This window comes from Micromonospora sp. NPDC049529, assembly GCF_055586685.1.
On record NZ_JBVJHT010000008.1, the window covers coordinates 325,832 to 337,299 of the forward strand.

The window sequence follows — 11,468 nt, forward strand, 5'->3', positions numbered from 1 at the left end:
GGTCCGGCGCCGGTCACGGAAACGGGTGCGGGGCGGTGTGGATCTCGTCGGGGCGCAGGTCGCGTTCCCGCCGGCCGGCCAACCGCAGGGCGGTACGCGTCCGGGGCAGCAGCGGTGCCCGTTGCCGCTGCCAGCCGAAGTCGATCGGCACCAGACCCGGGACGATCACCTTGACCGTGTGCAGCCCGAGGTCACGCTGCTCCGGCAGGGTCTGGTCGACCACGATGACGTCGAACCCCGCCGTGGTCACCTCGTCGACGCAGCGGCGCAGGTCGTCGAGCAGGTCGGCCGACGGCGGCGGGACCCCGTCGAACCGGTCCCGCAGCGGTTCCGGCGACCGGTCCGGCGCCGGGTCGAGCAGGAACGACGCGTGCCTCGCCATCGGCGGGAGTCCGTACAGCAGTGGGTGGTCGTGCAGCCCGCGTACGAGGGTGAAGTCGTCCATCATCGGACGCAGCCGGGCCTCGTCGGCGCCGGCCCGTACCCGCAGCTTCACCGCGTCGGTGGCGATCTCGCACAGCGCCGCGGTCAGCGCCGCCTCCGGGTCGAGACTCGCCCCGCCGCCGAAGCAGAGCGTGCCGAGGCCACCGTCGCGGCGTACCGCCACCCCGGTGACGACCGGGATCGGGAAGGTGATCCGGGCGTCGAAGAAACGAGCCTGGTAGCCGTACATCGCCAGCCGGTCGACCATCTGCCGGGTCTCCGGGCGGGAACTGCTCTGCGGTTCGATCTCGGGCAGTGCGGACCGGCCGTACCAGGCGAGGAGGAAGGCGTCCCGTTCGACCACCTCCATCAGCCCGAAGTAGACGGCCTCCTCCAGACTGCCGCCCGACGCGCAGCCGTTGGAGGTCTCCTGCACGAACCGGGCCTGCACCGGCGGCGTGTGGTAGTACGCGAGCACCTCGGGCACCAGGATCGGGCGCTCGTCGCGCAGCGAGTAGCCCCAGACCCAGCTCACCTCGGTGTCCGGGGTGAACCTGGTCAGGTACGGGTTCGCCTGGTAGAACTCCTCCGCGTACAGGCCGCAGGTACGGGCGTCGAGCGCCTCGTCCCCGAGTGCCCGCAGCGGCGCGACCAGCGTGGCGGTCTTGCCCCGGGCCCGCAGGCCGGCGGCCCGCTCCAGGCCCTCCAGCACTGCCACCTTGGCGCTGGTGGCGTAGCTGTCCGTGTGCCCGCCGTAGAGGGTCTCCCTCAGGTAGGGCCCGGAGCGCAGGGTGAAGGCGCCGATCACGGCGGCGGTGGAGGTGGAGGAGAGGTCGTGGATCGCCGAGGCGCTCAGCGCGCCGCAGACCGGGTTGACAAACGATTCGACGTCGAGCGGGTACGCCTCGATTCCGCGTACCCGGAACGAACCGGGGTCCCGTTTCGGGGCCGCGACCAGCCGCAGCACCGCCCGTTCCCGGCTGTCGGCGGTGCGCCGGCCGCAGCGCGGGCACTCCGCGTCGGGCACCAGCGGCAGCCGGCGTACCCGCAGCGTGGCCAGGTCCACGTGGCGCACCCCTGCCGGCCGCGTGGCGGGGCGGTGCTGGAGTTCCGCGTGGATCAGCGCGGCCAACAGGTCGGCGGTGAACGGGGTCAGGTACGGGGAGACGCCGACGGCACGGGTCCCGCCGCCGAGTTCCAGCGCGTCGCGCAGGGTCGCCGGCCGGACCGACTGCCAGCGCCGGGCCAGGCAACTCGGGCAGCCGGGCCGAGCGGGTACGGCGTCCGGCGCCGGTCCGAGTACGGCGTGCTGCCCGTAGAGGAACACCGGGAACGGCCGTCCGGTCCCGGCCTCGTCGACCGGGCTCGGTTCGCCCACGAGTTCGTCGCGGACCCCGAGGGTGTGCACCTCGATCCCGGGTCCGGCCGTCGGGTGCAGGGCGGCCAGGGACTGCCGGACCAGCCGGGCGAGGGTGTCGCGGGTCGCCGCCGACCACGGGTCGTCCGCCCCGGGGCCGGTCGGCGCCGTGACGGATGGCCCGGGGTGGGGCAGGCTCGGGGCGCTCACCCGCCCACCCGCCGTGCGAGCAGTACCCGAGCCGTGACGAGGCCGCCGATCCGCAGGTCGGCCGGTGTGGTCGGGACGACGAGCGCGTCGTGCCCGGACTCCCGTATCGCGGTGGCCAGGTCCGGCCAGCCGGCGTGGGCGTCGGTCCGGGCCGCGACGAACTCGTTCACCACCAGCGTGCCGGCGTCGAAGTCGGTCAGCAGCGGGTCGCCGTCGTCGACCGGTTGCCCGGCCGGCAACTGCCGCCGCAACTGCGCCGCGCCCAGCAGGTCACGTATTGCGTCGACGGCCGCCCTGGACCAGGACGCGTGGGCCGCCGCGCGCCACTCGGTGAGTCCGGTGGACTGCTCCACGTGCCGCGCCAGCAGCACCTGCGCGCCGACCGAACCGACCGGGGTGAGGTCGAGCAGTTCCAGCTCGACGCCGAGGTTGACCGCGGACTTGACCAGGAACTCCAGCTCCGGGTTGCCGACCGCGGTCTCCAGTGCGACCCGCCGTGGCCCGGTCAGACCCCGGATCGACCGGTGCACGGCGAGGTGACACAGCGCCGAACGCAGTCCACGCCAGGCCGCCGCCGTCAACGACCCACCGGCCCCGTCGCCCGCCGGACCGGTCAGGAACACCCGGTCCCGGTTGTCCGGGCCGAGTGGCCGGACCGCGCCGAGCGGGACCTGCCACCGTTCGCCGGTGAGCAGGGAGGTGGCCGGACACCACCGGGTTGTCGCGTCGGCGCCGTCACCGGTACCGCTGGCGATGCTCAGTGTCGCCGGGTCCACCGTCGGCAGTCCCGGCAGCCGGCGGCCGTCCGCCCGGTACGGGGCCCGCGCCGCGTACGCCCCGGCGGCGACGTGCAGCGCGCGGCGACGCGCCCCGGCGACGTGGTGGACGTCGAACGCCGCGATCCGGCGTCGTCGGGTGTGACCGAGGGAGACCTCGATCGTGCTCACCTTGAGCGGGGTCTGGGTCCAGGCGTCGTCGTCGAACCGGGTGAACACGCCAGCGTGCCGGGCGACCAGCACCATCCGGTCATCGAGTTCGGCGAGGATCGTATCGGCCTCCGTCTGGGGGTCGGCCGCGTCGACGCCGGGTTCACCGGTCACCACGGCCGCGAGGTCCGCCGAGGACAGACTGGCCGGTGCCGGCGTGGTCAGGTCGACGGGCACCGGCTCATCCCGGTCCGGGGCGCACAGTGCGCAGGCCGGGTGCGGAAGCAGATCCTCGCCGAGCACGTCCAGCGACTCCAGGTTCTGGATGATCACCTTGCCCTCGGTCTCCGCCGGCAGCGCACCGGTGGTGATCCGGAAGATCTCGTAGCCGAGCAGGTTGCCCAGCATCGCCGCGACCGGTCCGACCGGCGGATGCCCTGGTGCCGGCGCGATCACCGGCAGGCCGGCGCCGCTCCACAGGTCGGCCGCCGCACCCGGGTCGCCGTTGCCGCCGAGCCGAAGTGCGGCGCAGACCCAGCAGCCCCGGCTGCCGGCGGTGCTCATCGGGCCGGCGACGGCCCGGTCGCCGAACGTCCACAGGGGCAGCAGGGTCCGGCCGGCCGGCACCCCCGGTTCGAGCAGGCGCAGCGTCTGCCCGGGGGCGCTCTCTCCGTCGACCACCACGACCATCTCGTACGAGGTCAGGTCCGCCCAGGTGAGCGCGGTGTCACCGGGGTCCAGCAGGAGGATCTCGACCGGTGAGCCGTCCCCGGTCAGCTCCCGTGCCTCGGCGCTGATGTCGTCGAACCCGGGCACGCCCCGGTCGGCCGCCGGATACGTACCGATCCGCGCGGCACCGTTGCGGACCAGGCTGCGTACGCAGGACCGGGCGACCGGTCCCGAGCCGAGCACGGCGACCGGGGTGTCACGGAAGCGGCGGAACCGGGCGACCGGTTCGTCCCGGTAGTGATCGAGGTAGGCGAGTTGGGCGGAGAACCGGCGCGCCACGTCGGCGGGCAGGTCCGCACCGGTGTCGGTCTCCATCGGTACGTCCCGGGCCAGGTCCCGGGCGTAGAGCGCGGTCACCAACTCGACCACCATGTCCCGCTGGCTCGGCGCGAGCGGGGCACAGATGTCGGCGACCCGGTGACGCCCGTCGAGGTACGGCACCAGCAGGGACGCGAAGCGGTAGGCCGAGGTCGAGTTCAGGGCGAAGCCGCCCTCGGCGTTGTGGAACAGCACCCCGTCCGGGGTCCTGGTGAAGAGCAGGTCCCGCCGGATACGCGGCCTGCTCTGGGCGATTCGGTCGTACGTCGCGGACAACGGGGCACACCTCTCTCAGCACACTGGGCGGGCGGCACTGCGGGCGAAGATCCGGAGCAGTTCGTGCATCGTGTAGTGACCGGAGCCCTCTTCCAGCAGGTTCGCGTCGACGAGCCGGTCGAGGAGCTGTTCCGCGGCGACCGGGGTGGTGCCGAGTACCGCCGCCCCCGACTCGGCCCCGAAGACCGGCGGGGCGGTGCTGCCGACTCGGACGAAGGCGTCCACGAGCGGCGGGTCGAGCTGGTCGAGCCAACCCCGCAGCCGGTGGACAACCGACATCTGGGGGTCGTCCGGCAGGGCCAGCCGGTCGATCCGGTCCTGCGCGAGCCAGGAGACCGCGTCCTCGATCCGCATCCGGGGGCGGGTGAGCAACCGCGCCCCGACGATGCGCAGGGACAGCGGGAAGTGGCCGCAGGCGTCGGCGAGCGCCCGCAACGCCGTCGGTTCCGTCCCGGCGCGCCCGGTGCCGAGCAGCGCGCGCAGGAGGTCGTCGGACTCGTCCGGGTCGAGCACGTCCAACCGGTGCACCCGGGCGCCGTGCCGCGCCACCAGACCGGCCAGACTCATCCGGCTGGTGATGATCACCGCCTGTCCCGGATCCCACTCCAGCAGGCGCGCGGGTATCTGCTCCAGCCCGCCCACGTCGTCGAGCACGACCAGGACGCGTCGCGCCCGGTCCGCGCGTACCCGGTCGAGCATCGCGCGCAGATCCGCCGTGATCTGGTCGGCGGACCGGGGCGCACCGTCCGGCCCGGTCGCGCGGACCAGGCCCGGCACTCCCGCGCCGCGTTCCCCGGCGAGCCGCGCGACGTGCAGGGCCAGGGCGGTCTTGCCGATCCCGGGCGGCCCGGTCACCACGATCGGGCCGGGTCCGGGCCGGTCCGGTACGAGCTGGTCGAGAATGGCCGCGCCGACCCCCGCGCGGCCGGTGAACTGCGGTACGAACGGGAGGTACCCGGTGCCGGCGGAACCGTTCGGCAGAACGTGTGGGCGATCGTCACCGGACGGCCGACCCAGTTCCTCGCCACGCAGGATGGCGATCTCCAGTTGCCCGAGTGACCGGCCGGGATCCACCCCCAGTTCGGTACGCAGGTACTCTCTGATCCGGCGGATCTCGGCCAGCGCGTCAGCCTGCCGGCCGGTCCGGTAGAGGGCCTCGGCGAGCTGCTCGGAGATGCGTTCGTGGCCGGGGTAGGTGCGCGCCGCGTGCCACAACCCGGGCAGTGCGGCACCGGCCTGGCCGAGCGCCATCCGTAGGTCACTGGCCGCTTCGATGGCCCGTAGTCGTTCCTCGGTCAGCCGGGGCACGGCGTCGTGCCGCAGCAACTCCGACGGTACGTTCACCAGGAGCGGGCCGTGCCACAGGGCGAGCGCCCGGTCGAGCAGTTGCAACCGTTCCTCGGGTTCGCCGGGATCGGCGGCCCGCTCGACCAGTTCACGGAAGTGCACGAGATCGAGCGTCCGGGCGTCGGCCACCATCCGGTAGCCGCCGGCCACGGTCTCGATGGCGGTATTCGCTATTCCATATTTGCCGAAAAGTTGCCGGAGCCGCAGTACGCAGGTTTGTAGCGCGGCCCTCGCCCCGGCCGGCTGTTCGTCGTCCCACACCGCCTGGCGCAGTTTCTCGGTGTATACGACATTGTTCACGTTGAGTAGCAGGGCGGCCAGCAGAACGGTCGGTTTGGATGGCGGCAGAACGACCGAGTCGTGTCCGTCCACAATCGTCAGGGGGCCGAGGATCTGAAATGCGTGTTGCCGGCCGGGTTGCGGCGTCGGCGCCGCGTCGACACTGTTCATGTCGTACTGGGCAGCGGTCGGGGGGCCGGTGGAATCGGTGGTATGACCTGGATGATATGGGTCGATGAACGGGTTTCGAACACGGAGTTCCAGTGCGTCATGGCATACCCCCTGCGACGACGTGATACCAATGGAACACCAGCCGTCTGGCGATCCGGGAGACCCGGCTGTGCCCGGTTGCCAGGTGCGAGGCCCGGAGCCGGGGTCACATTACCGAAACCTGGATCTGGCTATCAATAGTTCCGGCCAAATATAGACAACCAAAAATTTAGGGATGTACCCATCGATCGGCCCGGCCCGTACCGCGACAGTCGAATATGCACATCGCTGGCAAACCCCGCAAGCAGCACTTATACGATCGTTAAGCTCGCTCCCGTCAAATGGGCGAACTCCAGATCGTAACCGTGTACCGCCTGTACCGTGCCAGAACTCGTTTGACGGCCCTGAACTGGTGTTCTGAAGATCACGTTAGGCAGCTCGGTGGTACTCGTCGATCACCCCGCTGGCTCGTCGGCGGCGTCGAATGGGCTTGTCCATCGGGATGACGACGGCCGGATCATGGTGTGGTGGCCGCCGCTGTCGTCTTAGTACTCCAGCCGTACCTGGTGAAGTTGGAGTCTTCGCTGGTAGTGGCTGACTTTGGCTCGGTATTGGTGGCGGCGTCGCCACGATGACCATCGATAGGTATGGTCGAGTGGTCGGGCCCGGGTGATCAGGTGTGCCAGGAGACGGCGGACCTCGCCGAGGGTAAGCGGGATAAGCCCGTTCCGGGCCGGTTCGGAGCCCCCTTTCTTGGCGTGGGCGGCGGTGACGGCGAGGTAGGCGTGGGCCACCATGACGAGTGTTCCGGTGTGCGAGGCGCGGGCCGTTGGCGACCGCGGTGGTGATGGCTGTCTCGGTGGTGCATTTCGTGCCTGCTCAGGCGGCACCGTCACCCGGTGGACCGGGTAGGGCGACGGAAGAGTCGGTCCCGGTGAAGCCGGTGGAACCGGGCAAGGGCACGCCGGCCGAGACCGATGTCGCGGCGTTGAAGGCGATTGACCGGAATGTGTTGCCGTCGGCGGGTTCGGCGGATGTGCCGGTGTCGGGGGAGACTGGCCGCTGACTCCCGATGGTCAACAAGTGGCGCTCGTTCTGACGAACATCCGCGGGGACCGGGAGCGCGAGGTGGCGCCGAAGTGGCGAACATCTGGCTCCGCCCTGGCCACCCGCTATGACAAACTCGCCGTCCGCTATCAGGCCACCGTGCACATCGCCACGATCAACGAATGGCTCCGACCAGGCCGCCTTCCGCGGCCGCCGGAAACTCGTACGACGACGTACTCATAGCGCGCGTCACAGAGCGCTGCCCGTCGGGTTCGCTGCGGGTGAGCCCAGGGCCGTCCGGCCGAGCAGGTCGGTGACCTTGGCGGCATGTGGGTGCAGGAAGAAGTGCCCGCCGCTGAAGACACGTAGCTCGAAGGCCCCGGTCGTGTGCTCGCGCCATGCTTCGGCCTCGTCGATCGTGACCTTTGGGTCGGCGTCGCCGGTCAGGACGGTGACGGGGCAGTTCAGGGGCGGCCCGCCATCGTGTCGGTAGGTCTCCACCGCCCGGTAGTCGGCCCGGAGCGTAGGAAAGATCATGGCACGTAGCTCCGGATCGGCGAGCAGCATATGGTCGGTGCCGCCGAGGGTGTTCAGTTCTCTGATGAGTGCCTCGTCCCCGAACGTGTGCACCCGCTCGTCCCGGTGCCGGGAGGGTGCGCGGCGGCCGGAGACCACCAGATGCTGCACGGCGCGGCCCAGCCGCACGGCGACCTCGAAAGCGATCAGCGCACCCATGCTGTGTCCGAACAGGATGGTCCGGCGTCCGGTCCGGGGTCGAAGTTCGGCGCTGACGGCGTCGGCCAGCGCCCTGATGTCGGTCAGCGCGGGCTCCCGGTGACGCTCGTGGCGCCCCGGATACTGGACGGCGAGGACCTCGGCGGAGTCGGCCAGTGCTCGGGAGACGGGGTGGAAGTAGCTGGCCGATCCGCCGGCATGCGGGAAGCACACCAACTGCGGGGCTTCCGTGGAGGTTGTCGAGTATCGGTGCAGCCAGGCGCTTGATGTATTCGCCAAGGTCAACGCTACTTCCTCAATCGTGAGACTGCTCGTGGTTCGCGAAACTATACCGTCGATCGGACGAATCGTTCGGGAGTGCGGTGCCCGACGAACGAGTGGGGCCGTGGACATTGAGAGCTACGTAGAATGCGCCGAAGGTGGGAGACCCAATCCGTGGGGTCGACCACGATGTCGAGCACTCGCCGCGTACGCAGGTGACCAGCTTGGCCTGACCCGGGTGGCGGCGCCGTGGTGTGGATACCGCGAAGTGTGTCGCGGACCGATACGGAATGGTTGGCCTGGCGGATCCTGAACGGATAACCGATCGCCTCGGACAACAGGCTCTGTCGGAACGCCTCGTGAAGTAGCCCCTGTTGTCCGGTACCTGCTCCGGCTTGACCCGGAACCGTTCGGAATTGTCATCGGCGTGATCTCCGCGCTCGCTACCTCCTCGATGTCGCGGGGCCGCCCGCGGCGACCAGCGCTCAGAGGGTGATTCGGTAACTTATGTCCTTTGTAGGTTTGGCTTGGTGTATGAGCCGGGCGGCGTGTCCGAGTGACCCAACCGATGAGCGGTCGGCGGTGGTCGGACCGGTCCTGCAGGCGTGGAAGGCCAAGCATCCGTCGGTGTCGGGGCATCCGTGAACGCGATCCTCTGCCAGAACCGGCCGGGCTGTCAGCGGGCGTACCTGCCGCACGATCTGCTGTCGAGGTCCGCGACATACTACTACTTCGCCCTGTGGTGCGATGACGGCACCGACCGGGTGATTCATGATCTGTTGCGCTGTCAGGCGCGGGGAGGGTGGTCGGGCGGAGGATCCGACTGCGGTGGTGTTGGACACCCAGTTCGGTTCGGACGGCCAACGACGTGCCGGCCGCGACGACCGGTAGGGACGCCGCGAAGAAGGTGCCGGGACGTCAACGTGGCCTTGCTGTTGACGCCCTAGGGTTGATCATCGCTGTGGTGGTCACCGCCGCGTCGGTCACCGACCACGCGATCGGCGTGAAGCTCCTGGACAAAGTCGTGGCTCACACGACGACGGTGAGCAAGGCATGGGTGGACGCCGGGTTCAAGGTCGACGTCGCGTTCCGCGGCGCGGTGCGGGGTATCGACGTCGAGCAGGTCCAACGGTCCGACACGGCGGCCGGGCTCGTGCCGGTCAAGCGCCGGTGGGTGGTCGGGCAGACCAACGGCACGTTGATGCTGCACCGCCGCCTGGTCCGCGAGTACGAGAGCCGCCCTGCCCGGGCGGTGTCTCGCACCTGGTGGGCGTCCACGGCGAACCTGGTCCGCCGGCTGACCGGCACCAACACCCCGTCCAGGCGCGACCCGGGCCACCAGCGGTGACCCAGCCACCGCTGCTGGACCCGCTCACCGAACGCGAAACCGCCGCCGGTGCCGCCGCGGAGCGACGGGTGTGGTGGTGCCGGAGCGGGGGGAGAGAGAATTACGTCGCCGCGATCCGCTGTCTCCTGGCTCTGCCCGCCGGGGAGATCGCAGAAGCCGACGTGCCACCGGTCGGCGGTGGCACGGGAGGACCAGCGGCAACGCCACCCGTGGCCCGAACGGGACCTGGCGGTGATCGCCCTCGTCGATGAGGCGGCCTGGGCGTCGTGGACCGAGCGCGCCTTGCCTCGGCGGACCTCGTCGATGCCGAGCACCGCGACCGGCTCCGGCTCGGCCGACAGCACCACGGTGGCGTGGGCGGTGAACGCCTTCCGCGAGCACTCGACCGTCGGGCAGTGCCGGCGTCGCTTCCGCCAGCTTGTATCTCCTCGCTTGTGACGATCCGAGCTCGACACTGAGATGATCATCGACGAGCTGCGAGCTCTTCACGTCCGGGTCGGCTCCAACCGTGTGCCCAGCCTAATTTCGAAGAGCCGATCAACCTTGATAGCGGTCGCGTCGGCTGGTAGAAAGGTGCATAGTCAGTAGTCGATGATGCTGAAGTGATCGACGACCCACGTTGATGGCACACAACCGCACGGGGGGTACGGTATGTCCAGGGTTCGTGCTGCACTGAATGTAGTCCGCATCGGTGACCGATGTGCGGTGTCTACTTTCTAGGATGCGCCGAATCCGACTGATCCGTTCCTCGCAACACGATACCCAGGTATTCGTTGTTGCATTCCTCGTCCTTGTCTTGTCGCAGATCGGCTTCAAAGTCGTCTGGCCATTTCTTCCCCTTTACCTGGGGGATCTCGGCGTACCAACCCGGGCGGTTCCATTCTGGGCCGGCTTGCTGGAGGGAACGGAAGAGGTGACCACGGCGCTTACCGCGCCCATCTGGGGTGTGCTCGGTGACCGCTTCGGACGGCGAGCGATGGTGCTGCGCGCCACGCTCGCCGGCGCCGGAGTGGTGCTGCTGATCACCGTCGTACCGAACGCGACCGCTCTGCTGGTGCTGATGGTGGCAGCCGGGGCGCTGGCCGGGGTGATCGCCCCGCTGTACGCGCTGGTCGCGGTCACCTCCCCGGCAGAGCAGCTACCACGCCGGATGGGCGCGATGCTGTCGGGAATCTTCCTGACCAACGCGGTCGGGCCGGTGATCGGCGGGTTCCTCGTCGACCACCTGGGATACCAGCCGACGTTCATCTGCGGGGCGCTGTTCCTGGTCGGCGCCGCCGTACTGATCACGGTACTGGTGCGCGAGCCGCCCCGCGCCCCGCTGCCGGCGGAGCCGGCCACCCGACGACGGTGGGGTCCCGGGCTGTGGCCGGCGCTGCGCGCGGTGTGGCAGGTACCCGGCATGCCGGTGGTCATCGTGCTCAGCGCGGTCCTCTACTTCAGCAACATGCTGCTCTACCCGGTGATCCCGCTGTACGTCGCGCAGACCGACGGGATCCTCGCCCTCGGCGGCGAGCCGCAGGTCGGTACGGCCGCAGGTCTCGCGCTCGGCGTGACCGGCATCGCCGCGATGATCGCCGCCTGGTGGACCCAGCCGCTGGTCTCCCGCTGGGGCTACTCGACCACGCTCGGCGCGACGCTGAGCATCACCGCCGTGCTCTACCTGTCGATGCCGCTGTCGAACTCCTACTGGTATCTGGTGGCCGTCCGGGCGGTCGCCGGCGTGCTGCTCGGGGTCGCGCTTTCGGTGCTGGCCGCCGTGGTCGCGGTGCTCGTACCCACCGAGCGCGGCGCCACGGCGTACAGCCTGGTCGGGGCCGCCGAGTCGGCCGGCTCGGCCAGCGGCTTCCTGGCCGGCGGCGCGACCGGGTCGCTGGTCGGCCTCGGCTACGCGTTTCCGCTGTCCGGGCTGGGCCTGGCGCTTGCCGTCGTACTGACGCGGCTGCGGCTGCGCGGACGGGTCGGACAAGTCTCCGTGTTGGAAAAGGTGTGAGGGGACGGG

General features: G+C 70.2%; 7 protein-coding genes and 2 pseudogenes. 3 read left to right on the forward strand and 6 right to left on the reverse strand.

Annotation, left to right across the window (positions count from 1 at the left end):
* Positions 1-13 precede the first annotated feature (13 nt).
* The 3 genes from ACZ6QQ_RS16415 to ACZ6QQ_RS16425 form a co-directional block, all read right to left on the reverse strand.
* Complete coding sequence (locus ACZ6QQ_RS16415) at positions 14-1,885, reverse strand: TOMM precursor leader peptide-binding protein (protein WP_465877157.1); 1,872 nt, start codon at positions 1,883-1,885, stop codon at positions 14-16.
* A gap of 101 nt (positions 1,886-1,986) precedes the next feature.
* Positions 1,987-4,239, reverse strand: a complete 2,253-nt coding sequence (locus ACZ6QQ_RS16420) for a TOMM precursor leader peptide-binding protein (protein WP_465877102.1) — start codon at positions 4,237-4,239, stop codon at positions 1,987-1,989.
* 15 nt (positions 4,240-4,254) lie between these two features.
* Complete coding sequence (locus ACZ6QQ_RS16425) at positions 4,255-5,958, reverse strand: AfsR/SARP family transcriptional regulator (RefSeq protein ID WP_465877103.1); 1,704 nt, start codon at positions 5,956-5,958, stop codon at positions 4,255-4,257.
* A 946-nt stretch (positions 5,959-6,904) separates the two neighbouring features.
* Here ACZ6QQ_RS16425 and ACZ6QQ_RS16430 point away from each other — a divergent pair.
* Positions 6,905-7,141 (forward strand): hypothetical protein, encoded by a 237-nt coding sequence (locus ACZ6QQ_RS16430; protein WP_465877104.1) that lies wholly within the window; start codon positions 6,905-6,907, stop codon positions 7,139-7,141.
* A gap of 230 nt (positions 7,142-7,371) precedes the next feature.
* Here ACZ6QQ_RS16430 and ACZ6QQ_RS16435 read toward each other — a convergent pair whose 3' ends face one another.
* Both ACZ6QQ_RS16435 and ACZ6QQ_RS16440 read right to left on the reverse strand, forming a co-directional pair.
* Positions 7,372-8,142, reverse strand: coding sequence for a thioesterase II family protein (locus tag ACZ6QQ_RS16435; RefSeq protein ID WP_465877105.1), 771 nt, complete (start codon positions 8,140-8,142; stop codon positions 7,372-7,374).
* Positions 8,143-8,183: 41 nt separating this feature from the next.
* Positions 8,184-8,483, reverse strand: a pseudogene (locus tag ACZ6QQ_RS16440) (dTDP-4-dehydrorhamnose 3,5-epimerase family protein); the annotation flags it as partial.
* A 542-nt stretch (positions 8,484-9,025) separates the two neighbouring features.
* Here ACZ6QQ_RS16440 and ACZ6QQ_RS16445 point away from each other — a divergent pair.
* Complete coding sequence (locus tag ACZ6QQ_RS16445) at positions 9,026-9,466, forward strand: transposase (protein WP_465877159.1); 441 nt, start codon at positions 9,026-9,028, stop codon at positions 9,464-9,466.
* 131 nt (positions 9,467-9,597) lie between these two features.
* Here ACZ6QQ_RS16445 and ACZ6QQ_RS16450 read toward each other — a convergent pair.
* A pseudogene (locus tag ACZ6QQ_RS16450) lies at positions 9,598-9,882 on the reverse strand (hypothetical protein); the annotation flags it as partial.
* Between the two features lie 305 nt (positions 9,883-10,187).
* On the opposite strand from ACZ6QQ_RS16450, the gene ACZ6QQ_RS16455 reads away from it, so the two are divergent.
* Entirely contained in the window at positions 10,188-11,459 is a 1,272-nt protein-coding gene (locus tag ACZ6QQ_RS16455) for an MFS transporter (protein ID WP_465877106.1), read from the forward strand.
* Positions 11,460-11,468: the final 9 nt, after the last annotated feature.

Coding starts and splice junctions, on each gene's coding strand:
- ACZ6QQ_RS16455 (WP_465877106.1), top strand. CDS start 10,188: ATGCGCCGAATCCGACTGATCCGTTCCTCGCAACACGATACCCAGGTA.